This window comes from Halostagnicola larsenii XH-48, assembly GCF_000517625.1.
In the GTDB taxonomy this organism is placed as follows: domain Archaea; phylum Halobacteriota; class Halobacteria; order Halobacteriales; family Natrialbaceae; genus Halostagnicola; species Halostagnicola larsenii.
Genome location: NZ_CP007055.1, coordinates 186,383 through 210,923 on the forward strand (window position 1 = coordinate 186,383; position 24,541 = coordinate 210,923).

Consider the following 24,541-nt stretch of genomic DNA (forward strand, 5'->3'; position numbering starts at 1 on the left):
CCATTCGGAGGAAATCGTTGATACGTCCGCTCGAGCGGGCCAAAGCGCTGCACGACATTGCTTACTCAACAACGAAACATGGAAACCGTTTCAGTTGCTGATCAAACTAATGCACCGAAGAGTGTACTTGTACAGAATGTTTGCGGTGGGGGGAATAGCTAGTCTTGCGGGCTGTGCGCAGTTGCTCGGTCCCGATCCAACGATCAAAAGCGTGGACGGCGATCAATCGCTGTCGGACTCGTTCACCGGTTCGATGGAAGCCGAATTCGTCGTCGAAAACAACGGTCGAAGCGGTGAGGTCGAAATCACGATTTCGTTCGAGGATGATGAGGGGACCGTCGTCGGTCGCGAGACACACGAAATGACGATGAACTCGGACGAACAGCGACGCGAGACCGTTTCGGTCGATATTCCAGCGGACGCCTCCGTCTACGCCGTCGAAGCAGACGCTGCCTGACGGTGTGTCCGTCGACGGATCCTCTGTAGAATTAGTTACTCGGACTACCGTCGAGTCCATTGTTGACCTGCTCGCGGGAGTTACGATGGCGTCCACTTCCCACTGCCTCCTGAACGACCATCTGGCGTCTGATCTCCGCCGCTTGACGTGGTTGCCGTTCTCCGTGCCGGTTCGTACCGAAGCCCCGCTTCCTTCATCAATCGCCGGCAACTCGGAATCGAATAGTCGACATTGTATGTCTCATCGAGGTATCGCTGGGCGAGTTCGGGGCTCCACGCTGACGCGTCGTATCCAACCGCTGTCGGTGGCTCCTGAAGCGCCTGTTCGAATCGCTCGCGCTGTTCGTCGTTTAGCTTTCGAGGTCGCCCGGATCGACGCGCATCGGTAACGGCCTGCGCAAGCGACTCTGACTCGAGACGCTTGAGCCAGCTGTAGATCGTCCGCCGCTCGACATCGTACCACTCGGCTAGCTCCGTTTGCGTCACCCCGTTTTTGTACGCAATCGCTGCGAGCAACCGCATCGTCGGTTTTTTTCCGTCGACTTCCTCGAGCGCCTGTTGGAGGTCCTCGAGGGACAGTTCGTTCAGATGTTCCATGATCGCCCCTACTCGTGGCGGGAAGTAAATTCTAAGGGTTGTGTCGACTGTATTTCGACCCCGTCAACGGTGGGCCGAAGTCACCCGGACCCAAACGGTCTGTTGTCGCTATAGTCGACGACCCTCCTTCTAAAGATCTGGGTAGTCGAAGCTCCCTATCGAGAACACGATAACCGCTTCTCGCTTCGTCGGCTCAGAACCGTGCAGTTTCTGGATGGGCCCTGACGGGGATTATCCAGAATCTTCGGGGCCATCAGCTAGCTGTTAAGCGAGTACACAAGCGCTAACACGCTTGTTCAGAGATTGCTGTCTTCTGCCTTCGTGAGTGAGACGACATGACAACCGAACTCGAACCACTTGGCCCGGAGACGGCCAGGCAGATGTACCTCGACGAACGGCGACACGAACTCGCGGATGCAACTCTACAATCACACGACTACCGGCTCAAGCAGTTCGTACAATGGTGTGAAAACGAGGAGATTGACAACCTGAACGACTTCTCCGCACGCGATATCCACCGGTTCCGAGTCAAGCGACGGAACGAAGACGAACTCGCCACAGCATCCATGAAAGGACAACTGGCGACCTTACGTGTCTTCCTCCGGTTCTGTGTGAGTATCGATGCAGTGCAAGCGGGACTCGATGAGAAAATCATCCTGCCGACGACCACAGCTGATGACGCACGCGACGAGTTACTCAGCAGGGATCGCGCGCAGAAGATTCTGGACCATCTCGAGCGATACCGCTATGCAAGACTTGAGCACGCGCTGCTCGAAGTACTCTGGCACACTGGCTTTCGCATCGGTGCTGCGACTGGAATCGATGTCGAGGACTACAGATCCGACGATCAATACCTGGCTCTAGTACACAGACCAGACGAGGGAACCTCTCTCAAGAACGGCTCGAAAAGCGAGCGATTGGTTGCGTTGAACGATCGTGTCTGTCTGGTTCTGGACGACTGGCTCGAGGTCAACCATCCAGAGGTAGTTGATGACCACGGTCGAACTCCGTTATTTGCGACAAAGCGCAGTCGGCTCAGTCGTAACCGCGGACGAACGATCGCCTATCAGTATACTCGCCCGTGTATATACGAGAACAAGTGTCCACATGACCGGGATATCGCCGAGTGCGAAGCACGTCCGACAGAGTATGCCCACAAGTGTCCGTCAGCACTGAGTCCACATCCTGTTCGTCGTGGATCCATTACGCATCATCTCCAGTCAGATACCCCTGAGCGCATAGTGAGTGATCGCATGGATGTTGGGATGGACGTACTGGAGCGGCATTACGATCAGCGGTCAGCTCGAGAAAAACTCGAACAACGCCGACAGTATCTTCCAGATGGATAGTGCCTACAAGATGACGTAGTATATCACAGATTGGAACAGGAACCGGTCGGTCGAGAAGATACAGAACGAACTGAATAGTTTGAGGTGAGTGGTTGGTTAGTTGGCTGTGGAAATAGTTCCCCGGTCGTGTTTTCACTCTTATAGCAGACCGCTATACAGTAGCCGTGTAGACGTTCTGTGGTCTCCTCAGATAGGAGTCAATCGTATAATCGTCTCAAGGTGGGAAGTGGGACTACCCATGGGAACTCTTATTTCCCACTCTATGGTGAAGAGGAGGTCATCGAACAGATTGCACCCCCTCTCCACGAATACTCAACGAGCAGCAAGTACAGGCGAAGGCATTACTGGAGCAGTTCCCCCACCTCTCAGATAGGCGTCAGAAACGATCTGCTGAATATAGAGGGTCTATCTCCAACCTGTTGGAATCGATAATCCATCCGAATCGGTTGGTAAGACAAGGGGCGCTACCGGTTGCTTCCGAGCAGACGCTGAAGCAACTGTTTTATCATTCCACCGAATCATTGTGGTATGGACGCAACAGATATCTGGGATATCGGCCATCCGTTGCCGTCGCTCAAGGCCGAGATACTGTCGTACCTCCGCCAACACACGATGAAATGTTCGAAGTCGCCAATCTACGCGACGAATTGTTCGACGAAACCGTCCCTGAGACGTTCAGCGACACTGATGGAATCATCGACTACGGAGTGATGATCCAGAAGCAGGTGGTCGTCGAACAGACGCTCGAAAAACTTGTCGATGAGGGGGAAGTTGAAAAACGTCTGTTCGTGCGAAACACGGCGGGGGCGATTGCTGATGTCGTACCCGACGAGCAGTACGATGACGCCTACGAGTACATCGAACGTGTCGCGACCGAGGCGAACCTCCAGCAAGAGGTCGAAGTCGAGTACTACCGCATCAGTCAGGACTAATAGCCGTCGTTTGAACCCGGACTACGTCAAGGAACTTCGAGAGAACCTGTACCGAAGTCAAGCTACGCTATACACCTATGCCCTACGAGCCCCACGACAAATTCCCGGAACCAGAGGACGACGACCAGACTATCTGGCGGTACTTAGAATTCCCACAAATCATGTCGATATTGGAACATGAATCCCTCTGGTTTACTGCCGCCAACGGATTCGAAGATCCTTACGAAGGCTCCTTCACCATGCCAGATCTTGAGGAGGTGGTTGAAAAAGCTCTGGCTATGGGGTGGGATATTGAGGAAGAGGAGCTTATGAAGATGGTTCAATCCACCCCGGATCACTTCCAAAACGATCTCTTCCTCAATTGCTGGCACATGAACGAGTACGAATCTGCGGCGATGTGGAACCAATACTCGCTTGCTGATGGCGGAATAGCAGTCCGCTCGACCGTTCACCGGTTCAAGGACGCTCTAAGTGCTTGCAAGGAATACGACGTTTCTCTCTCCCCAGTCGTTTACGCCGATTTCCGAGAAGAGGTTGTCAGAGAAACGTTCCTGCCGCGTCGGTTCCTATACAAGCGGAAAAGCTATGAACACGAGAAAGAGCTTCGAGCTATCATACACCTTCAGGATATTTTAGAGGTAGAGACGTCTGTTGCCCGGGAAAAGGGCTTGAACATCCGACACCCCGATAAGGAGGTTCAGCAGTATCCTCGCATAGAACCTTACGCAAGTATGCTCAGAGAAGAGCTGCCGCCGGGTCTTTACGTATCCGTCGATCTAGATATCTTGATAGACAAGATCTTTGTTGCGCCGGACGCTCCGGGTTGGTTTGAAGAAACTGTTAAGGAGATCGTAGATACCTACGCTCTGAGTTCAGTTGAAGTGGAGAAGTCGTCTCTCAAAAGCGAGTTGCTCAAGTAATTCTGAGGAAAGATTCCCTACACTCCAACTAGAGTGACCGATATGCGCCCTGTATCTCGTACGCCTCGTCCAACCTATCTGGGGTTTAATAGACAACGCGTGCAAGATACAGAGAGGTGTATGCAGCACAGGGTAAGTGTAGTGGTATAGTGGATTTGATAGTGCTGGAATTAACCAGTATGATTTATGCGTACAACTCCAGGGAGGGTCTCTATTGGGGGCTTTCTTTCGCAAGAAGAAATCGAAGAAGCGTTTGATACGGGCTTTGGCTATCGAATTTCCGGAATCAATCCTCGACGTGACCTTCAAAATCAAAGATACGTGTTGGTATTTGCTAACGAAGATGGGCCATACGATGACTCGGTCACACAGGGTCGTTTTGAGTATATTGGAGAGGGATTAGAGGGCGACCAGAGTGAATCATCACCCGGTAACTCAACTCTCATTGACGCTATTTCTTCTAATATTCCAGTCCATTTCTTCTACCAACAGTCAGGGGATGGCGAGTGGGAGTATCAGGGACTCGTTGACATTCTCGACTACAATTTCAAGGAACAAGGTGGGAGAGAAGTTATTGTATTCAAGATGGAACACCGAGACAATCCTTCAGAAGATGACGACCTAAGTTGGCTGGATGCGATGCGATTGGAACTCGAACGGTTTCAAGAGCAGAAAGGTGAAAGCGTCGCTACTCTTGGAGAACTCTATGACTTTTCCGAACACCGCCTTTCGATCCAGTTTCCGGACAACAATCACGTCAGGGCAAAGATTCGCCAACAACTCCAGCGCCTACGCGACCAAGACGAAGTAGAGTTTCTAGATGAGCAAGGAACGTATCGAATTAACGTGGGTGATGAAATAAAGCAGGAGAAAGGTGAATTAGAACAGGCACTTGACTCAGAACCACAACTAACAGAAGATTCCACAGAGTTCACAGAAAGTCGGAGACGAGCACGTGATCACGCCTTTGCAGAACTTGTTAAGGACGCCTACGACTACTCGTGCGCAATTTGTGGAAGTAGTCGTGAGACACCAGCTGGAAATCCAGAAGTCGAAGCCGCTCACATCTATCCAAAACGTGAGGGAGGGTCAGACGACGTAAGAAATGGTCTCACACTATGCAAACTCCATCATTGGGCGTTCGATACGGGTTGGCTGGCCATCTCTGATGAACATGAAATTCTTGTCAAGGATGCTCCGAACCGAGATGGTTACTATGAGTTCAAACAGTTAGAAAGTGATCTAATACGACTACCTGAAAGAGATGACGCAGAACCTCATCCAGTTTTCCTTAGAGAACATCGACAACTGAACGAATTCTAAACCTCTCTCAGGTATCGTCGAGAAACTGGTGCTGGGTATGCGCTCTGTGTTCATCACAACTTTTCGAAAAGATGTGTTGATTGGTAGGAATTCCAGCGGTCAGTTCGGAGGTCTACTGATCATGTGATTCAGCGCAGTCCGATTGGAATAAATGAAGTCGGTTGACGCACCCATACTCTGGATGTTGTACGCTTCTTTGACAGTAAGATGATCTATTCAACTTCACAGATTGAATCGTGTGCCTATACTGACTTGTTTTGTATAGTGTGATTCAGTCATCTTTGCGTGTACGTGCGTGAAACTGAGAGACGGATCCACGGAGTTAGAACGTATCAAACGAGGTGATCACGTCACCTGTCGAGTACGTATTGATCAAATCCTGTTCATTGAAGTCAGAATCGTCGCTCCAGATGGCCCCATCGCTGGCAATCGCACACGCGAGGTACAGCACGTCGTCGGGGTCGGTGTCTCCGATTGCTTCGTCCGCCCTCTCGATAGCCGGATAAAAGTCGTCCGCAGGAACGACCTCAATGTACTGGAACAGAAGCTCGATGAATTGTGTCACTTGATCTGGTTCCATTCCCGACTTTTCCACGATCAGATCTTCGTAGTTCTCGACTTCGTCGTGGACAAACGCAGGCGTCAAGAGATTTGGTTCGAGTGTAACGATGAGCTCCCGCGTCTTCGAATCAGCGATGAGTGCAGATATGACGATGTTGGCGTCGATGACCAGCTTCATTCGTCGCGTTTACGCCGACTCTTCTTCGACGCGCTTGCGTCCACGTTCGTTGATTTTATCCGCGATTTCCCGAACGTCGCGCTCGGTGAGTTCGCTCTCACTGGTGAGTTCGTCCATCATTTCGAGCGCCTCGATCTTCTCCTGGATGGCCTGTCGCGTGACCTCGCTCCAGTTGATCTCTGGATGTTTTTCCATTTGCGCTTTGAGGTCGTTGTCCACGTTGACCGTGATACTGGGCATACAGGAACCTATGGGCACACAGAATACTGTGTCTTTCGGTGTATCCAATGTTGAACGCTTCGAGTTCACCGCACTAGATGGACGGGAGAGTTCGAGCCGAGAGGGTTACAAAGTTCCAAACTCCACTGGTTCGACACCAAAATCGAGGTCTTCTGAATATCGCCACGTCTCTGGGAGTGAGATGATAATTCACCAGTATAGACGATGACCCTGAGCTTTCCGTATGATGGCTCATATGCCATGAGATGACTCAGATTTTTAAATGGTTTATTACAATCACGCCATTCGTTTATAAGACTGACACCATCTGTTTCGACAACATCTCCGAACTTAATTCCACGAGTGCTTGACTGCTTCGCGCCGATCGTTGAGACGATCTTGTTCTGTACGAGGATCGTAGTGCTTTTTGATTACCTTAACAGAGACGTCAAATCGCTCGCTTGCTCGTTCTCTCCGGAGGCCACCGCTGAGATGGTTGACAATCGATCCTCGACGGATCGCATGTGGGTAATATGACACCGGACATACACTCGAATCAGGATTACAGCTTCCATCACACGAGCAATCACCCGCGTCTTTTCGATTCCAGCGACAGTTCGTAGCTTCGTATACCCATCGCCGAAGTGTCGACCGAGACGCCCGTCCGTATTCTGTCGCAAATAACGGCTCTCGGCCGTACTCGTCAGTAACGTCAGGCCGTTCGGTCTCGATATACAATTGAATTGCGCTTATGACCTCGTCTTTTATCACGATGTTTCGTTCGCCGTCACCAGCTGTGTTCGAGTTTTCGTTTCCATTCTTTAGCCTCGTTCTTGTTTCCGGTCTATGGCGGAAGCAGAGTTCTTTCTCCTCGGGATCAAAATCGGGAACATCAAGAGAATGTACGCCACCAATACGTGGTCCACCATTCCAGAGAAGCTCTGTGAGAGCATGCATGCCTGAACCTCGTCGACGTCGTCGGAGTCGATGAAGGAGACCTGTGGCTTCGGATTTTGGAATCGCTTCGTCACGAGCTCTCGGAGTCAGACCGAGTTCCTCCTTGTCGAGGATTCTGTAAATTGATTCGTCGCATAGTTCCCGTTGGCTGAGCCACCGAAGCCACGTGCGTGCATTCTTCGTATACGTAAGGATCGTTGCGTCGGAGTCATATTCCGACTGTAAGTAGTCGACGTACGCATCAACCAATGGTGAAGAAATTTCTACTGGGTTCGTAATGCCGTTGTCTTCTGCGAATTCAACGAATCGAGGAATCGTTCGCTTGTACTGGGCCCGCGTTGACGGGCTCCGATTCTGCCTGCGCGAGAGAAATCGCTTGTAGAGATCGGAGAGGGTAGCTCGAGCAAATCCATTTCGAGTAGCAGTCTCTTGGGACGTATCGTTCACATCCATTTGCTTCAGCACTTTTTCGATGGTCTCAGGATCATCGATCTCCGACAGCAGACGGACAATATTCTCGTTCATTGTCCCTCCAGGAGTTGCAAAATTGAATACTGCCAGATTTCACTGGGCACGACACAACTAGTCTGGTGTCGTGTGAGAGGTGACGCTACACCAGGATATTCTTCTGCGCTTTCACTGGCTTGTTTCACTTCCCGTCGAAGCGTCGATTCACTCACCCTCCCATGGGAAGTTGTCAATAGTGGGCTATCAGAGATGTCTGTAGGCTCTTTCCGTTCATAGGCTAAGAACTCTTCAAGAGCTTCAGAAGTTTCTTGAGAAATATTTGCAACCCGCTGTGTTACGAGACCAGCCTTGCTTACAAGGTGCGTCTCTGGGATTGAGATTACGACTGTACCGTTATCCGAGTTGATGTCCTCAAGCTCGAGATCTCGTACACACCCTGGTTGGCTACATGTGTTGAGTATGAGTTCTACATATACGTGAACTCGGGTACCAAATTGGTACTGACGGAGGTATGCCACTAATGTCGAAATCCGTTCAGAATACTCTTTGAAATCGCTTTCCAGAGTATCTTTGAGGAGGTCTTCAGTAATCTCCCTACAATCCAATATTTCTGACCCTTCTAACTCTGATAGCAGTCTTTTCTTGAGAATAGTAGGATCTTTATGATAAATATATGACTGAAGACTAATCAAATCATTAATCCATCCACAGATTGTGCTGACCTCCACGGTAGTGTTCTCCAATGACTGATTGATGAAATTACAAATTTGGTGATTTTCTAAGCGAGGCTCAGAAGAATGAGACGTGCCAACCTCTTCTCTAAATCTCGTGATTGTAGTTTGCTGGGACCAAAAGGTAGAATCGGGAACACTACCAGATAATTCACTTAGATAGGACTCAATTGCATCGTCAAGAGATTCGAAAGAATTTACGTCCCTCTCAACCACAGAATTGAACCCTTCTTTTTCGTGGACAGCAGATCCGTGAGTCCGAGGTGGCATCTATATGAGGGCAAAGGGTGATAACCCATGCGTAGCTGCCTCAGAAAGGGGGGTTTCAGAAGGTGTATATAAGTGGTTAGAATAGTAGGTAGGCAAATTCCTCGAGATAATAATCTTAAACCCGGAGCACGATCTCGATTTATTCGATTGGCGATTTCTTAATACCGCGTTCTAAGATCACATATGGATCCGATAGGTCTCGGTCGGGGAAATCGCCTTGAAGATCAATTTGAGATACAGACTGTTGTATCCATTCTGTATCCATACTTCTTTCAAAAACAAAGAAGCAAAGCAAGTCACCCCAACTAGTCAGTTCCCAACTGCTATTGTTCCACTGGATCAATTCATCGTGTTCATATGTTGTCTGGAGACTTTCTGATGGGTTTTTTCCCTCCACAGATAGCTTATTCAGTGAATTAGTAACCTGTTTTTTATACTTCCATTCTCCGCCTAATTCACTAGCTATATCAGCAGACCGGAGCGACCTTTTTCGGTTTTCCCAAACAATCTTGAGGACATCTTTCACATCTACGCCAGGAACAGATGCTTCATCAATCGTGTCCCATTCATCAACCAGCTTTGATCGTACTTTCGCAGATTTCACAAGATGAGGGCCGACCTGTTCTCCAACAACATTCTCAGCCGCTTTTTCGACATTGATATTGTTTTCATAGGTATGGTGTCTGACTAAATTGCTGTACATTCGAAGAAGAAATGGTGTGGGTTCGATACCATGGTCTTCCAAGTTTTCAATTATTTCGTCTTCTGCATAGACCTTCGACTCCATTTCGAAATCAGAGACTGCATCTGGGTCAATGTCTGGCACAGGATGGGAACACGAGTTCTCAACTGTATTTTCAAGCTTCATTCTCAAGTTGTTCAATATACAATTAATATTCTCCATTTCCTCTTCCTTATCACCGGTTGGTGTGGCTGATTGTGATAAGATTATACCCCAAAGAAATTCAATACCACGCTGATCGTCTTTTTCACCACATATCAACTTCTTAACCCCAAATCCTAAATCATATCCAAATCTCGCCGCCGGATGATCTGCTGTTGAGACCGTTTTCTGTGCCGAAAGTTCAGCAGCATATCCTTTTATATCGAGAATTCTGTCCCATTGGCGGCTGGTGTCATCTAAGTATCCACCAACCGAAAGAATAGCTAGATCGTTTATTAGACGTTGAATCCGAATCGGGATATCTGATACTCTATTACTGATCCGATTTTCTAAGTTTCCCTCTTCGTATGAACCCGATTCACCAGACAGAATGTATTCAGTCGACGCCTTGGATAGATATTTTGAATCGCTGCTGGGCCTATTCTTTGCAAGCCCGATTAGTTCTGGCCCTAGGTGTGCTGCTCGTTTCTTTTCTAACCTTCTTGCTATCCTATCGTTCATAATCACTAACTAAAGTAACCCCTTATAAACGTAAGGGGAAAGGGGGTGTCCAGCGCGGCATTCGGCGGGGTTTCACCAGTAGAGTTGGTGCGGATGCCCTCACAAAACACAACTTCGGCAGATCTGTATAGAGGATATAAAAGAAAGATGGACAACTCAGGTATACGAAGCGAGTTCGACCTACGAACACGACGCAGACGAGATCAGAGTCGACGGGCCGACGATATCGCTCCGGAACGAGCACGGAACCACGCACTCGAGGCTCTCGTATGGGACCGTCGTTCCGGTGATGGGCGACGAGCGACTCGAGAACATCACGTCCGGAACACCCTTCGAAACCGAGTACAGCGACGAACTCGACGATCCCGATACCGCAGCGACCGAGATGTTTTTCGACGACCTCGAGGCGGCAAACGCGAACAACTCGGGGGAGTGGGTCCCGGCGGATGGAGAGATGCGGACTCGAACGGTAGATGTCGTATCGCCGTCGGTTGCCGTCTCAGTCAAACCGGAGGAGTGGGGGACGGGAGATACGACTCGAAGCATGCGATTCTCCTACGAGGCAAACACGGAGACACAGATCGAAATTAGCGCGACGGGGACGCTCTGGGGAAAAGACGAGCCGCAAACTGAAACCGAACTCGTGGAAGCCGACGAGGACGGGAGGAGCTACCGGTATTCATTGCACACTGGTGAGAGTCCACATAACCAGATTCACTATCCGTTCGATGTCGACGTTCGAGCCGGCGGACAGCACGTTTGTAGCGAGACGATTACGGACGGCGATCACGGCGAGAAGGTGGCTGTCTGCGACGGAACGGACGGGAACGTCGACACCACCGACGATCTGGAATGGGTGGATCTGAACGAGCAAACCGGAAACTATCGTGTCACGTTGGTCGATTCGTGACGACGGGCTCTACACCAGTCGCTACTCGACCAGCGGATCCTGACACAATCGAGTGCGACAAGATTCGACGCCGACAGCCTCGTGATGAGAGAACGACCATAACGCTGTTTTCGGCGACACCGCAGTTCTCCGCGTCTCGAGTGCGTTAACCACCACCTACCGGCTGGTAACGACATCATATCTACAGTGGTGATCGTGAACGAAACCATCATGGACGATTCCCTCGCTACCGAGGCAGATCCATATCTCCCTACGCATGACCATGATAAATGTAGACAAGCCAGATAAACGAACAGTACAGATCGTCTCCTGCATGCTGGTCGTTACCAGTTGTATCGTTGCAGTCGTCGCGTTCGCAGGTGCGGGCACTGCAGCTTCTGGGACGGCCCTCGCACAACAGGATTCGGCGACATCGACGGCAGACAACGTCTCGGAAGAGGCCTACGAGAAAGAGGTCCCATCGAAGGACGACGAGTATTTCGAAGCCGCTGATCCAGAAAATGACTGGGTGAGTTACGTCAATCCGCGTGACAAGTATCGAAGTCCGTACCTCGGCGACGGCTCCGGAAAGATTTGCGTCACGATGGTTAACGAAGCGGGCGAAGTCGTCGACGGCCAGAGCATTCCCAATACGACCGTCAAAGTGCCAACCGGCGAGTCGCTCGATTGGCACACTTCCGCCAACCCGTTTACGGTCAAGTATCCCCTGACCGAACACTACGAACGACCGCTCGATGCCGACCAGTTCGGCGACTCGCCTGACCTGATAAAGGGTGACGGCTACCTCGACAGCCACTGCATGGAAATCCACGGACTACCCGAAGACGGGTCGGTCGAATACGGCGAGGTGAACGTCACGGGTGAACACGCCGATGACGTCGATGTCGTCGGCTACATCCAACAGGAAAACGAAGCCTGGGATGCCGACGTTGACCCAATAGACGATGCCGAATCGTACGAAGAAGCCGGCGGTGGCTGGACGTACTACCCAGGTGGCTCCCACGGACAGGTCGTCGTCGTGTTGCAACTCGACGACGCCGATGGCAATACGAACGGGGAAAATAATTCCGACCCGAACCCCGGCCCAAAGAACAGTTCGAACGACGACAGTACTGACGACAACAACGATGATGACAACACTGCCGCCGAAACGATTCCCGGACCAGGAATACTGACTGCCATCGCCGCGCTCATGGCCGTTGCGCTGTTGCGACTCCGTCGATGAGCCCTCGAGTATGGTCCGACCCGAGAGCCAAGAGTAAGGGTTAACTTCACACCCTGTTATCGGTGAGACGAGGGCCCTTAGCTCAGTCTGGTTAGAGCGCTCGGCTCATAACAAACGCCGGTAGGTGCCGGGTTTGAGGGATACCGAGTGGTCGATGGTTCGAATCCGTCAGGGCCCATCCAGAAACTGCACGGTTCTGAGCCGACAGATCCTTAGGAGACAGCGCTTGTATCCCCTATTTTCTGATTTTGGGAAGTGATTGCCCCTCAAGCCGTGGTTGGAGTCCATCTAGCTGCTAGACGCATGTCGCTGTCGTCGTGCCTTCTTTGATAGTCGATACTCGGAAATCATTTAATCAATAAGTGATTGATCTGCCGTGTTGAATAGATGGTGAGTCACGGTTATAGCGGTTCTATGTTCGAGATAGCGAACATCAGGACGATTTCACGGAACTGCCGATACCAGCCCAGCGCTCGCACGGCATCGCCGAGCGAGCGCTTCGTTGTCGAATACGAAGTCTCGGCCATCCAGCGCTGAGAGTAGCCTTTTGAGCGGATAAGAGCGTTATGACCTGTTTGACTAGGTGCCGACACTGCTCAACGAAGTCGAGGAGATCGACTTCCATGGACAGAATCGGTTTCCTTGGCTTCGTCCTTCTGCTCCGTGATATCAGCCGATTCGATCGCTATTCAACAGGGCAGATTTTGCCTGAATTGTATATAAGTGTTCTATCGCCTTGGCCCACAAGTACACTCTTCCTCAATCTCACCGAATGTACTTTACCAGTCGAATACGGATATCACACGATTACTGGACGTGACTAAAATTGTCCACACTGCTGATCTTCATCTTGGAAAAAGCCAATATCAGCTCCCGGAAAGACGTATGGACTTTTTTGATGCGTTCCACCAAATTATTGATGGTTGCCTGCGTCGAGAGGTAGATGCGCTTGTCATCACTGGTGACATCTATGATCATGAATTTCCAAATGACGATACTGTTGAGTCAACAATTGACTTAGTTTCGGACTTGGGCTCAAAAAGAGATGGCGCTTTTGTTCCGGTCTATCTGATTCATGGTGACCATGACCATCCCCCAGGAAAGCGAAATACTCCCGGTGTAGACCATCTTATACAGAATACCCATGCTGAACGATTAGGAGGCCATCCGACTTCCATTAGTGATGATCTTGTATTATATGGAGTCCATCATGAGGATTTGAGTGACCTAGTGGATAATAATCTCTCTTTCAGCCCTCCCCCCGATGATACGTACATTGCGCTTTGCACGCATGTGATGCTTCATAAATACAATTATGTAGGGAAAGATGACGCCTATTGGCCCTTCCAACTTTTGAAACCAGTGCCCTTCGATGTGAATTTAATGTTGTGTGGAGAACTACACAAAAGAAAGCACTATCCGACTCGTAGAGTTGATATTTTCTATTCAGGAACTCCCGCACGAATTCATAGAAGATATCGGGATTATTCTCCGAGTGTTTTTCTCCACGAAACCACACAGCAGAGTGTCGATTCAACAAAATACTCCGTACCAGCGCGACCCTGGAACGAGATTACCGTTAGCGTCGATCGCAATGACGACATTGATGCTGTTCTTAGTCGAGTAGTTGAAGAACTGAATATCCAAAATATGGAACGTCGAATGATTTTAGAAGTCACCCTTGACGGAGAGAATGATAATTTCACTCAAGGTGATATCAGGTCCCAATTAGAGAAATGGCCGGGAGTGCTACGTGCTTCAGTGAATGCGACTAGTCCTGATCAAGGGTGGATTCCTGGTGTACCACCGTAAATAGCTTATCACCATTGTCTCGGGCTTTGCCATTCCTTTCTTTTGCTGTTCTCCCCTCAGTACAATTCCGATGGTGATTTCAGACCTTGCTGAAGATACGCCCTGTATTCAGCACGACTTTGCCAACATCACCGATAGATGATAGAAGTCCAGGGTCAGATTCGCAGGCGGACTTTCCGAATACACCTTTCAAATCTGGATTTGAGTACAGAGATCACTCAACTACCACCCAAGCAGTCTTCGACAACTACCCAGAGCCAAATTCGCCTAACCCGGATTGCGCGTAGTCAAGCGGTTCGATGACCTGAGGGGCGTCATTACCTGAGTTGTTAACCTGCATCGAGATTTGGTAGGCGTCCAAATCGTCCTTCGGATACAGCTGGCACAGTTCCTGTGGGTGTCCGGGTCTGCGGCAAGCCAGTCGGACTCAACGTCGCTAACTCGTTCCTTGTATTCGTCCCAATTTGGGAGGATGTAAATCATACACTATTCTTATGCAGCTAACTAATCAGACCACTCAGGACAGATATCCAGATACGGACATGACCCGCACCGTGTGGTTTCATCAGGCGAATTCGTTTCATCAGGGGTGGGATTTGGATCCGCTGGTAATCCTTGGTCCGGGATGACATCCAATGAATCACGAGCGGTTGTGAGTAATGTCTCGAATTCCTCCGCCTCAACTTCCACAGAACTCCTTTCAACATCCGGATGAATATAGAGTAGTTCTGTCGAGGTGATCTCGATGTCGTACGCGGTTTCTGCTAGCCATCTATACGCGGCTAACTGTTGACGATACATCTGTCCGGAGTATTCCTCTTCGTCTGCGACTCGGCCTGTCTTATAATCGACAATGTGCCAGCCGTCGCTGTCTTCAAAGAGGAGATCAATCTGACCACGGATATATGTCTCCAACTCTGGAGCGTAGGTGAGTACTTCATGTTCCGGAAGCACCTCGTCTGCGTCGGCTTCTATTCGGCTGGCAATATCAGATGTCGCGAAGTTCTCTTGTACCTCCTCAAGAAGTTCGGACTGTATCTCCGATGAATATGTTCGAGCAAGCTCCTCGGCCTCTTCTGGGTCCTCGTGGTAGTTTTCAAGGAAAAGGTGAACAAGATCACCCCACTGACTGCGTTGAAGATTACCTGGCGGTGAACTCCCTGGCGGTATCTTAGCGCGGATACCACTAACCTCCTCTAATTCGCTGTATTGGAACCGAAGCGGGCACGCGAGCAACTCCTGAATTGTGCTTGGGCGAACGACTTCGGGGAAGAAGTCCGGATCGATTGGCTCTAGTTCGTGGCGCTGATCTTCCGTAATGGCTTCATCTATAGTATCCATCCCGATTGGCTCGTCTTCTATCGGGGTTCCGGTGTCCAAATCGTCGATACCGATCCAGACCTGTTCTGTCCCCTCTAATTCGTTATAGTCGATAGCCCGGGCGAAGACGCCGTCCCGCCAGCCATCCAACCCATTTGGTTGCAGACGTTCTCGGAGGAGTGGTGCCCAGCTAAAGTTTTCATCATACGGCCAGAGAACCGTATCGGTGAGTCCGAAAATAAGGTGGTCGGAAGCTCTGGTGTAAGCTACATAGAGGGTCCGCCAGAATTCAGCGATTTCGGCATAGATGTTATCGGTAAGTGGATGGTTATCATCCATGGGGACATTCATACTGCGGTTCCCACGTAGCCAGGTTGTACCAAGCCCATCCGTAGCGGGCGCGAATGGAGTGTAGTTGTCGGTTAGCCAGAAGTCAGATCCTCCCTGGTCGAAATGAACCGGAGTTTCATTACCGATGTCTGGCCTGATTCCAACTCCGTCACGACTTAGTAACATTCGGTTGTCCCACGGGAACAGACCTCCTGGCGGCGAAAAGTGAAGGTCAGGAAGTATAACGACCGGATATTCCAGTCCTTTCGACCGATGTACAGTTGTCAGCCGAACTGTCGTGTCGGAATTTTCATCCGAAATCTTCGCTACTGGATACTCTTCTTCACCGCGTCGTGCTCGCTCTCGCAATCGCTTGAGGCGAACTACGAACTCGCGATACGTCATCAGCTCCTCGTCTTCCCACTCCGTCGCGATCTCCGTGATCAGCCAGAGGTTCGCAAACTTTTGTTTGCCGTCTGTGTCCGCTAGGACAATTGAGTCGAACGCCGTATGTTGAATGAGTTCACTAACAAGCTCAGCCTTGTTCTTTTCGCGGTCCCAGCGTAGGTCGTTGCGAAGAGCTAGCAGACCCTCAAGCCGCTCGCGATCGGCCTCAGGTAAGTCCTCCGGCCAGTTGCGAAGCGCTGTCGAGAGGTAGTAGTTCTCACTTGCGAGATAGCGAATAGTTCGGTCTTCAAGGGCAGTGACAGGTGACCGTAGAATCCGTATCAGCGAATCCTTCTGATGTGGGTTCGCGAACCAGTCCAGGACATCCACCAGAAGCCGAACCTCGGGTTCATCAAACAACCCGGCTGAAACGTCGATTGCACATTCAACCCCGTACTGACGGAGTGCGTCCGCATATTGAGGCATGGCGCGTCTCCGATTAAATAGGAGGGTTATATCACCGGGTTCTGCCCGTCGGTATTGTGGGTCATCAAGAGATTCGGTTGCATCCGTATCGAGAACGGGGACCTGATCGTTGTCGGTGATTTCGGCCACTGTCATCGCGATTTGCTGGGCTTCTGTCTGCCACCAGTCATCCTTATTCTGTGGACTGCCCAGGTCCATAACGTGAAGCCGTGCCAAGGCTTGTTCATCGTTCACTGAGGTTGTCTCTGCCCAGTCGGGTTCAGTTGACACGCGCTCAGCTGTCGCCGCTTCAAACGGGATCGGGAACGGACCGATGTCACCACGCTCGGAATAGTCAAACACCTGATCAAACACATGGTTGGCAGCTTCAACGAGGTCCGGATGGCTTCGGAAGTTTGTCGTCAGCGGCCGATACTCTAAGCCTTCAACCTCGAGATACTCATCGGCCTCTCCCGCTTGTGCGTCCTGAATAATCTCTGAGAAGATTCGCGGATCCGCTGACCGCCACTGATAGATTGACTGTTTGACGTCACCAATAAACAGAGCATTCGGTCCGTCAAGAGAGTCTGAATCAGGGAAACAATAAGATAGTATCCGACATTGTGCGAAGCTTGTGTCCTGAAATTCGTCGATGAAAATATGGTCAAACCGCTCTCCGAGGCCCTGTGCCCATTCGCTCTCTGGATTTTGATTGAGATATCGCCAGACCAAATCCGTGATATCTGTATAGGAGAGTGCTCCTGAGTCGAGAGTTTTTTCGTCATATAGCTCGTCGTAAGCGATCAGCAGCTGTTTGAAGTCTTCAAGCAGCTGTTCATTGTGTTCGTGAACCTGTGACGCATGCTCTGGCAGATTTTCTGGAACAATAGGGTACTGTCCAGTAATATCTTGGGTGATGTCACGGATATCTTCTGCAGTAAATGCCGGTTCAATGTTTGCATGTGATGCTCGATGGGTCTCAAGAAGCTGGTCGCCCATCTCTTCAGGTGTCCAGCAGAACTCACGGCTTTTTTCATGAGCGTCGGTCAGCATCGTCTGAACGTCACGCGGTGGGTAGTCCTGCCAATCCTGGTTTGGGTACGCGTCTTCTAACCGATCTAAACGTTCTGCATGTTCAGGATTCTCCCGAAGATCAGCCATAATCTCGTCTACCAGGTCTTCGTCTTCGAGACCATTTCGGATGTCGAAATCCGGTGACACACCAGCATCGACCGCAACTTCCCGGAGGAGTCGCTGCGTGAACGAGTCGATCGTTTCGATATAGCTATCGGTTTCAATCCAACGCCAGATATCGGTATCGAGATCTTCGCCAGTTTCCTCTTCGTGCAGCCGCAGCCGTTGTTTGAGTTCTGTCTTTAATTCACCTGCAGCGTCCTTCGTGAACGTTGTCACTAAGAGATCATCCATCGGATTCCCATCCTCTGTCTCCAACTTTTGGAGAATGGTCTCCGCCACAATATCGATTAATGTCGTTGTCTTCCCGGTTCCGGCGCCAGCCCCGACAACGACGCGACCACTCCCTTCGAAATACTCATCGAACACCTGGCTCTGCGGTTCGTCGTCAAACACCGACGGCGCTTCTTCGGGATTCGTGAGATATGGCATTAGAAATCACCTCCATCCGGGATACCGCACATCGAGCGATAGACACACGATTCACACCCTCCACGATTGACAAACCCTCTCTCGGCGGCATAGTCGCTTCCATCGTCGGTTGGAAGAAACGCCTCTAAATGGCTTGTGAGGTCGTCTTCCCATTCGCCTTGTTTGCTGTACCAGCCCCCCGAGGGGATTTGATTGGCAGGCCCGAGATTTGCTTCAGGGCCATTATCGATACCGCCACGAATCGCGGCTGCGTGATTCTGTTTGATGAGCCCATGTCGGGTATGAGTGCCACTCTCGTACTGGTCTTGGAAAACATACCCTGCACAATCGTCCTCTGCGTAAGGGAGCAAATGGATTCGGTGATCGAGCATGAATTTCGTATTGTGTCCGCAATCGTCGAGGTTGTTACAAGATTCGCACAACGATCCACAGCCTTCGGTCCGATACTGTGATCCCTCCCAACAGGACTTGGTCGCCTTCTCCGCGTAGGAACTGTGCCGAACCTGATGCACCGGCAGAACATACCCGTCATCGTGGGGGAGGATGTCACGGCGGTGTCCTGGCATCCAAACATCAGCGTCAGCATCATCCACCGCAACTCGGTGTTCCTGCTGCCAGGTCCACTGTCGCTCATGTGGTTCATTGCTGGCCTCCTCTTGTTCGACTAACGTGTACTCATCAGCGAGTTGCCCCCCGATCATATGATCGACGTACGGAGTGAATTCGTCCTGTACCCATGCCCGGACCTCGTCACGGTTGTCGAACTCATCTGTCAGTGACTGTCGGTCCCGCAATTCCTGTTCAATAATTTTATGCCATGCGCTCCGACTTTCGTCACCAGTATACTGGTGGCGGATAATTCGAGGTAGTTCGCCGAATCGGTAATTAGTCACCGACCCGGAGTAGAACGGAATCTCTTGGCGTCGCACATCGTCACCACTGAAATTGAACAGGAATTGGTAAAAGTAGAACTTTAACTGGCACTGGCTGAACAAGTCGAGTTCATGTACGCTGACCGGCGATCCGATCACTTCTTCAAGATCTATGTCATCGAAAGCAGGCTCATCAGGTGACACAGTAATTTGGGTAGGGGGCTGGACGTACCGATCGTACCGTGGCCGAACCTGTTCTGTATACGTCGAACGATCAGTCAGGGTCGACATCGCCTCTAGATCGTCGGCCGAAATCTCAGGTGCGGTTCGCTCCGGCCAGTCGCGGTTGGCATGATGTTGAATTAGACGCTGACGGTCCCGTTCGCTTATTCTCGGTCCCAACGTCTCCCATGACTCTGCAAATCCCGTCGTGCCTGGTTCTGGCAGCCACTGATCGGATCGAATTCGCGTTACGTAATCTGCGCTCTCGTCTTTCTCGATCAGATCTACGAACGCTGACCACGGGACTTCATTTCCTTCCGTATCCCGAAATTGGTGGCTTACAGTAACACTGTCTGAACTCACCTGTAGCGCCAGCTCATAATAGTCGACATCAACCTTGTGTTGAGTCTCTTGTGAGGCTAACCGGAAGAATGGCGCCGTTCCAGTTGCGCTTTCTGCAGCAACCCGCGTACGGAGCTTCTCATGTAGGAACGTGGCTTCTTCCCGCTCGACAGGGAAGTCTCCCCGCGACAATCCGAGTAGATGCACATGCTCAGCATCCATGAAGAACGTGTCACCAGCATCTACAACGCGAATTGCATTTCCGTCCTTCTGCTGTTGCCGGACTGACCCTCCACCAAGCACATCGAATAGTGCCTGGCTCGCTTCCTCCCAAGATGGTTCCCAACCGTCCTCATTGTCAGCATCTTCGTTTTCGAAGATTTCCTGTAAGTACTCGTAATGCCGTCCCACTTGCGCGGCGCTATTATACACGTTTTCGGCGATAGCCGTAGTGTGTTGGTCGGTTAGCTGCGAACGGGTTGCATCAATCCCTGGGCCATCCGGCCGCGACCGTCGCTCCGACACCATCTGGTACATATAATCGTTTACGAGACTGCGGACCAAATCTCGCAGTTCTTCGCCCGTCGCTGGTGGTGAACCCTGTTGTTCGGAAACCCACTCAAGAAACGACTCCATACGTTCGCGGGGTTCCTCCCATCCACTGAGGTTAGCAACGGTGCGCTGCCACTCACCGAACGTCCGCTCTCCATTCCTCTGTTCAGCATCGTGTAGCCGCTGTTCAAGATAGAGAAATACTCGATCTCGAAGTGGCCAGTGATACCGCCTCTCTGCCGGCAAACAAAAACCTAATCGAAGTGGATCAACCAGGGTATCGTACCCAATCTCCTCGCCATCGATAGCCGCTTGAATCAGGTCGAAAGTGGCGACAAGAAACCGGTAACTCGGAGCATGAGCTAATGCAGTCTTAGTTTCGAGATGGTATGGCAGGCTATTCGATTCGAAGATATCCTGGATCGGTGTGGTGTATGAATCGATATTCCGAGCGACCACAACGATGTCTGAAGGGTCATACCCGTCGGCTAGCTTTCCCCGAATATCCTGCGCGAGATATTCCACTTCACGCCGCCGCTCCGGTGCTTCTATAAATTCCAACTCGTCTGGGATCGATGTGTCTGGATCGCCGTCAGTCGCATCGAATAAGAAGTCTGCCGATTCAGATTCGAAATGACGGGTTTCAACAGCCTCCCCAATCTCTACATCAGGGATCTCTTGAAGGCGTTGGCGTTGCCGGTCATAGCTTCCAGCACCCAAGAAGAAATGGAGATCCGCATTATCGTGTTGTTCCCCGATTTCGAGCAGGAGTCGGAGCGTTGGATTGTCGAAGACACTAATCGTGGTAATTCCAATCCATGATACTCCTTCAAACTCGTCCGCGAAATGCTGTTGGATGTAATCTCGAGCCGCGCTCACAAAATGACTACGCGAGACGTACGGGACGATATCATCGCCGTTCTCATCGTCTAACTGATCTACAGACAGTTCTGCAGCAAGCTCTTCCAAGACGTCGGTCAGTGCGGAGAACTGCTCAAGCCGCCGTTGGCTGCTTTCACAGGCATAGGTGTTATCGAGGTCTGTTGCAAGATCCACAAGTTCCTGATGATCGTCGCCGGCATCGGTACATCGGTAGTACTCGTTGAGTTCCTCGTATAAGGATTCGACGACATCGTCTTCATCACTCGGCAAACGCCTCGCCAAATCCTGTACTGGATCCGAGAACTCTCCTTCGCGAGCCCGGTCCAGTGTCTCCCGAATTAGGCGCTGTGTGAAACTTTCAGGGAGTAACACCGGCGTGGGTTCGTGGCCGGCCTCGAGAACGGATTCTGCAATGTCGTCTACTGTAGTGAACTGTGCTACATTTGAGGGTGGGTACCCGTCACGTGCGAGTCGCTTTTTGAGTCGCTCGCGGCTGAGTGCACCACCAACGATACACAGACGAGAGTGAGATTCGGCAGAACGGGGGACTGAACCATCTGGTTCATCTTCGACGAGTGATGGAATGGGAGATTCCCGGTGCAGCGTAACGTCCATGATTCTCACCAAGTGTTCACCAGGAATATAAAATTTGGCAGATGCGTATGGATGAGTGACATCGGGTGTGTGCTCGCTCTTGAATAGGTCAGGTTCGGGCCATTACTAGCTGTGGTATCATGTATACCTGATATAACAGTAGTTTCTACCCTGAACAGCTCCAGTAATCATCCGGCTGTAATGATGACGACGCTGATGTCGGTCTCGGGTGCTTCTTTTTCGACACACAGCCAAGCGATTATTTTGTCCTCTATCATCCACTCGCCCGTGTCAGGGTGACGGACGACGTACTCCTCATCACCACCATACGGGGAATCTTCATCTTATTACAAAGTTCACAACATCTGCTCAAGGATGATAAATGCCGTCTCAGCTTCCCTAATTGGATGACCGTGTCGCCATGGGTGTAAGTAAATCAAATTAGACTGTTATTATCTCCATGTAAATCGTATTATAGTACTTACATCAACGGTCCATCAAACTGACCTGTGCAAACACCGGAATTTGACGAGGATTGGTTCAATCCGAACGCGAACCTCCCATATGGAGTCACACCGGAAGAAGTCAAGATCGCCATCAGAGAGTTCTACGACTTCTACGATGACCTAAATCGGTTTCTGATGCGTGAGGACCACGGTCGCATCGAAACCGTCCTTCGCGCGAATAACGCACTTTCTGATTTCATTGGGAACGTCGCTACTGAAGAGTTGGCGCAGGCGTCGGACAGCCTCACCATCAACCAGAAACAGGACGGCTTCCCAGACATCCTGCCTGTAGACCACGACGGCTACGCCGAGCAGAATTACGAGGTCCACCACGGCGACCACGGTATCGAAACGAAGTGCAGCAAGTCGAACGGCGGGTGGCAAGCGCACAACAACGAGGAGGCGTGGTTCGTCGTCTTCCGCTACGAGCGCGGCGACCCTGAAGTAGACTTGCAGGATATGGAGCCTATCCGACTAGTGCAGGTTCTCGCAGCCAGTCTCAACGAGGATGATTGGTCACACTCAGGCCGTAGTGGGGATTCTCGTCGGACGATAACGTCGTCCATCATCTCGTCAGGGATGTACAAGCTCCGTAGTAACCCAATCTACGAAGACCCAGAAGCCATCACTGGGCGCGGTGAGGAACTCGTTGAATACAAGCAACGTCACGCTTCGTTCAACCCGAAGTTTGCAGAAGAGAATCCGGAGTACGTGACGGAGCAGACTAAACTCGGGAAGGCAGGTAAGTAGATGAAGCGTCCGACAGTAGAAGAGCGGCACATCAACAGGGATGCCAACCTCCCGTATGGCATTGATGTCCAGAACGTCGTCGATGCGGTAGAAGACCTCTACGACTACTGGTACGAGGTCAACGAATGGCATCTGAATCACCCTGATGACTATGGACGTTATCACGAGCAGTTCCGTGCTAACAACGCCATCGGCGGCTTCATTAGCCATCGAATCACGGTTCGTCTCGCAGAGCAGTACCCTGCGTTATTCGTTAATCGGATGGATGACGGGTATCCTGACCTCCTGTACGATGGAACCGACTATGAATGGCCAGACAACTATTCGGTCAAGGATGAAGAGGGAGAAGGCCCGGGATTGGAGGTGAAGGCGTCACGTGGAAATACGTTTTACGCTCATCACAATGTCGAAGAATGGCTCTTGGGCGTTCACTATCGCATCAATGCACGTAGTGAGTCCCTCACGGAGACTACTCCTGCACCTGATGATGTGCCCCCAATCGAGATCACACAAGTTCTCTGCGCCAGCATGGATCACGATGACTGGACATACCGCGATGCGTCCGGGTCGAACCGCACTAACACGAGCGACCTGAAGGCCAAGGGCGGGATGCACGAACTTCGTAAGAATCCTATCATCGAACTAGAGGACGCAGTCACAGGCCAAGGCGACTTGTTGACTGAGTATAAGCGAAACCACGCCCAGTTCGACCCAGCGTATGCGGACGAACACCCAGAATACGTGACTGGGCAGGCGGAAATTGGAGGAATCTAATGTCTGATAACGATAAGCGACTGTTTGGAGACCAGTTCGACGAATCACGGTTCAAACAAGGTCAGGAGGCAGACGAGATCGTCCGCTCGGTCCTAAAGGACGCATTTGAGGCGAGGAACATCACGGCTGTCGAAGGCGAGGAAGCGTTCGACAACTTTGCCGAGAATAAGGCAATACGCCAGATTATGGATTATTCTGGCATCGACTATCTCGTAGACACGTTCAACGACCCTGCCTTCGGGGTCAACCATCGGAATCACTTCAACAAGAAGGCGTCCCGATTCGATATCCGCGTAGAAACGGGCTCAAAAGCTCCGTCGGAATTGGACAAACTACGAAAGGCGGATTCGTGGGATATTGTGCCGAAATACGCTACCCGGATGAAGATACCTGATGGCAACGTTGAGTGGTTCCGTATTATCGATTTAGCCACGTTCGTTGACGCCATCGAAAACGACGGGTTGGAATCTGATATGGAGTGGGATGACTGGGACAGCGGTGTCACGGCGTGGATGTACGACTACGATGAACTTCGGATGCGAGATATAGTAGTCGCTGAGTTTGAGCGCTAATCAAAGATGACGGATACTCATCGGTTTCCCGTGG

General features: G+C 51.0%; 18 protein-coding genes, 1 tRNA gene and 3 pseudogenes. 12 read left to right on the forward strand and 10 right to left on the reverse strand.

The window, feature by feature from the left end; genetic code table 11:
* Nucleotides 1–136: 136 nt before the first annotated feature.
* Nucleotides 137–457, forward strand: a complete 321-nt coding sequence (locus tag HALLA_RS00930; RefSeq protein WP_157231293.1) for a hypothetical protein — start codon at nucleotides 137–139, stop codon at nucleotides 455–457.
* A 128-nt stretch (nucleotides 458–585) separates the two neighbouring features.
* Here HALLA_RS00930 and HALLA_RS00935 read toward each other — a convergent pair.
* Nucleotides 586–1,053: pseudogene (locus tag HALLA_RS00935) on the reverse strand (helix-turn-helix domain-containing protein); the annotation flags it as partial.
* Nucleotides 1,054–1,388: 335 nt separating this feature from the next.
* Here HALLA_RS00935 and HALLA_RS00940 point away from each other — a divergent pair.
* From HALLA_RS00940 to HALLA_RS00955, 4 genes are all read left to right on the forward strand, one after another.
* Nucleotides 1,389–2,402: a tyrosine-type recombinase/integrase gene (locus HALLA_RS00940; RefSeq protein WP_049951634.1), complete on the forward strand. Its 1,014-nt coding sequence runs from the start codon at nucleotides 1,389–1,391 to the stop codon at nucleotides 2,400–2,402.
* A 617-nt stretch (nucleotides 2,403–3,019) separates the two neighbouring features.
* Nucleotides 3,020–3,334 (forward strand): hypothetical protein, encoded by a 315-nt coding sequence (locus tag HALLA_RS00945; RefSeq protein ID WP_049951635.1) that lies wholly within the window; start codon nucleotides 3,020–3,022, stop codon nucleotides 3,332–3,334.
* 77 nt (nucleotides 3,335–3,411) lie between these two features.
* Nucleotides 3,412–4,254, forward strand: a complete 843-nt coding sequence (locus tag HALLA_RS00950; protein ID WP_049951636.1) for a DUF2971 domain-containing protein — start codon at nucleotides 3,412–3,414, stop codon at nucleotides 4,252–4,254.
* A 186-nt stretch (nucleotides 4,255–4,440) separates the two neighbouring features.
* The gene (locus HALLA_RS00955; protein WP_049951637.1) at nucleotides 4,441–5,577 is read left to right on the forward strand and encodes an HNH endonuclease; all 1,137 of its coding nucleotides are present in this window, start codon (nucleotides 4,441–4,443) and stop codon (nucleotides 5,575–5,577) included.
* 322 nt (nucleotides 5,578–5,899) lie between these two features.
* Here HALLA_RS00955 and HALLA_RS00960 read toward each other — a convergent pair whose 3' ends face one another.
* The 5 genes from HALLA_RS00960 to HALLA_RS20350 form a co-directional block, all read right to left on the reverse strand.
* Complete coding sequence (locus HALLA_RS00960; RefSeq protein WP_049951638.1) at nucleotides 5,900–6,316, reverse strand: PIN domain-containing protein; 417 nt, start codon at nucleotides 6,314–6,316, stop codon at nucleotides 5,900–5,902.
* Between the two features lie 9 nt (nucleotides 6,317–6,325).
* A complete protein-coding gene (locus tag HALLA_RS00965) occupies nucleotides 6,326–6,556 on the reverse strand; it encodes a hypothetical protein (protein ID WP_049951639.1) in 231 nt (76 codons plus the stop codon).
* Between the two features lie 330 nt (nucleotides 6,557–6,886).
* Nucleotides 6,887–8,017: a tyrosine-type recombinase/integrase gene (locus HALLA_RS19795; RefSeq protein ID WP_084568882.1), complete on the reverse strand. Its 1,131-nt coding sequence runs from the start codon at nucleotides 8,015–8,017 to the stop codon at nucleotides 6,887–6,889.
* The gene (locus tag HALLA_RS20345) at nucleotides 8,014–8,688 is read right to left on the reverse strand and encodes a site-specific integrase (protein ID WP_169732094.1); all 675 of its coding nucleotides are present in this window, start codon (nucleotides 8,686–8,688) and stop codon (nucleotides 8,014–8,016) included. Before HALLA_RS20345 ends, HALLA_RS19795 begins: the two co-directional genes overlap by 4 nt.
* A 412-nt stretch (nucleotides 8,689–9,100) precedes the next feature.
* Nucleotides 9,101–10,366 carry a hypothetical protein gene (locus HALLA_RS20350; protein ID WP_157231295.1) on the reverse strand — a complete coding sequence of 422 codons (1,266 nt, stop codon included), beginning with the start codon at nucleotides 10,364–10,366 and terminating at the stop codon, nucleotides 9,101–9,103.
* 136 nt (nucleotides 10,367–10,502) lie between these two features.
* On the opposite strand from HALLA_RS20350, the gene HALLA_RS00980 reads away from it, so the two are divergent.
* From HALLA_RS00980 to HALLA_RS00990, 3 genes are all read left to right on the forward strand, one after another.
* On the forward strand, nucleotides 10,503–11,276 hold the full coding sequence (locus tag HALLA_RS00980; protein ID WP_449272281.1) for a DUF7283 family protein: 774 nt from the start codon (nucleotides 10,503–10,505) through the stop codon (nucleotides 11,274–11,276).
* Nucleotides 11,277–11,589: 313 nt separating this feature from the next.
* Entirely contained in the window at nucleotides 11,590–12,501 is a 912-nt protein-coding gene (locus tag HALLA_RS00985; RefSeq protein ID WP_049951643.1) for a hypothetical protein, read from the forward strand.
* Nucleotides 12,502–12,572: 71 nt separating this feature from the next.
* A tRNA-Ile gene (locus HALLA_RS00990) sits at nucleotides 12,573–12,679 on the forward strand.
* 223 nt (nucleotides 12,680–12,902) lie between these two features.
* Here the strand turns inward: HALLA_RS00990 and HALLA_RS19800 are convergent.
* Nucleotides 12,903–13,070, reverse strand: a pseudogene (locus tag HALLA_RS19800) (IS5/IS1182 family transposase); the annotation flags it as partial.
* A 247-nt stretch (nucleotides 13,071–13,317) separates the two neighbouring features.
* Here HALLA_RS19800 and HALLA_RS19805 point away from each other — a divergent pair.
* Nucleotides 13,318–14,313, forward strand: a complete 996-nt coding sequence (locus tag HALLA_RS19805) for a DNA repair exonuclease (RefSeq protein ID WP_169732095.1) — start codon at nucleotides 13,318–13,320, stop codon at nucleotides 14,311–14,313.
* Between the two features lie 247 nt (nucleotides 14,314–14,560).
* On the opposite strand, the pseudogene HALLA_RS21750 reads toward HALLA_RS19805, so the two are convergent.
* From HALLA_RS21750 to HALLA_RS01005, 3 genes and pseudogenes are all read right to left on the reverse strand, one after another.
* Nucleotides 14,561–14,748 (reverse strand): annotated as a pseudogene (locus HALLA_RS21750) (SOS response-associated peptidase); the annotation flags it as partial.
* Between the two features lie 69 nt (nucleotides 14,749–14,817).
* Nucleotides 14,818–18,441 (reverse strand): UvrD-helicase domain-containing protein, encoded by a 3,624-nt coding sequence (locus tag HALLA_RS01000; RefSeq protein ID WP_049951645.1) that lies wholly within the window; start codon nucleotides 18,439–18,441, stop codon nucleotides 14,818–14,820.
* Nucleotides 18,441–21,926, reverse strand: coding sequence for an exodeoxyribonuclease V subunit gamma (locus HALLA_RS01005; RefSeq protein ID WP_157231296.1), 3,486 nt, complete (start codon nucleotides 21,924–21,926; stop codon nucleotides 18,441–18,443). The genes HALLA_RS01000 and HALLA_RS01005 overlap by 1 nt, the downstream gene beginning before the upstream one ends.
* 488 nt (nucleotides 21,927–22,414) lie before the next feature.
* Between HALLA_RS01005 and HALLA_RS01010 the strand changes: the two genes are divergently transcribed.
* From HALLA_RS01010 to HALLA_RS01020, 3 genes are read left to right on the forward strand one after another with little or no spacing between them, the layout of a single operon-like run.
* Complete coding sequence (locus HALLA_RS01010; protein WP_049951647.1) at nucleotides 22,415–23,161, forward strand: hypothetical protein; 747 nt, start codon at nucleotides 22,415–22,417, stop codon at nucleotides 23,159–23,161.
* Nucleotides 23,162–23,935: a hypothetical protein gene (locus HALLA_RS01015; RefSeq protein WP_049951648.1), complete on the forward strand. Its 774-nt coding sequence runs from the start codon at nucleotides 23,162–23,164 to the stop codon at nucleotides 23,933–23,935.
* On the forward strand, nucleotides 23,935–24,507 hold the full coding sequence (locus HALLA_RS01020; RefSeq protein ID WP_049951649.1) for a hypothetical protein: 573 nt from the start codon (nucleotides 23,935–23,937) through the stop codon (nucleotides 24,505–24,507). The genes HALLA_RS01015 and HALLA_RS01020 overlap by 1 nt, the downstream gene beginning before the upstream one ends.
* Nucleotides 24,508–24,541 lie beyond the last annotated feature (34 nt).

Bases quoted from the DNA above. Each gene is read 5' to 3' on its own strand.
- HALLA_RS00930 (WP_157231293.1), top strand. From the start codon at position 137: ATGTTTGCGGTGGGGGGAATAGCTAGTCTTGCGGGCTGTGCGCAGTTG.
- HALLA_RS00940 (WP_049951634.1), top strand. From the start codon at position 1,389: ATGACAACCGAACTCGAACCACTTGGCCCGGAGACGGCCAGGCAGATG.
- HALLA_RS00945 (WP_049951635.1), top strand. From the start codon at position 3,020: ATGTTCGAAGTCGCCAATCTACGCGACGAATTGTTCGACGAAACCGTC.
- HALLA_RS00950 (WP_049951636.1), top strand. From the start codon at position 3,412: ATGCCCTACGAGCCCCACGACAAATTCCCGGAACCAGAGGACGACGAC.
- HALLA_RS00955 (WP_049951637.1), top strand. From the start codon at position 4,441: ATGCGTACAACTCCAGGGAGGGTCTCTATTGGGGGCTTTCTTTCGCAA.
- HALLA_RS00960 (WP_049951638.1), bottom strand. From the start codon at position 6,316: ATGAAGCTGGTCATCGACGCCAACATCGTCATATCTGCACTCATCGCT.
- HALLA_RS00965 (WP_049951639.1), bottom strand. From the start codon at position 6,556: ATGCCCAGTATCACGGTCAACGTGGACAACGACCTCAAAGCGCAAATG.
- HALLA_RS19795 (WP_084568882.1), bottom strand. From the start codon at position 8,017: ATGAACGAGAATATTGTCCGTCTGCTGTCGGAGATCGATGATCCTGAG.
- HALLA_RS20350 (WP_157231295.1), bottom strand. From the start codon at position 10,366: ATGAACGATAGGATAGCAAGAAGGTTAGAAAAGAAACGAGCAGCACAC.
- HALLA_RS00985 (WP_049951643.1), top strand. From the start codon at position 11,590: ATGCTGGTCGTTACCAGTTGTATCGTTGCAGTCGTCGCGTTCGCAGGT.
- HALLA_RS01000 (WP_049951645.1), bottom strand. From the start codon at position 18,441: ATGCCATATCTCACGAATCCCGAAGAAGCGCCGTCGGTGTTTGACGAC.
- HALLA_RS01005 (WP_157231296.1), bottom strand. From the start codon at position 21,926: ATGGACGTTACGCTGCACCGGGAATCTCCCATTCCATCACTCGTCGAA.
- HALLA_RS01015 (WP_049951648.1), top strand. From the start codon at position 23,162: ATGAAGCGTCCGACAGTAGAAGAGCGGCACATCAACAGGGATGCCAAC.
- HALLA_RS01020 (WP_049951649.1), top strand. From the start codon at position 23,935: ATGTCTGATAACGATAAGCGACTGTTTGGAGACCAGTTCGACGAATCA.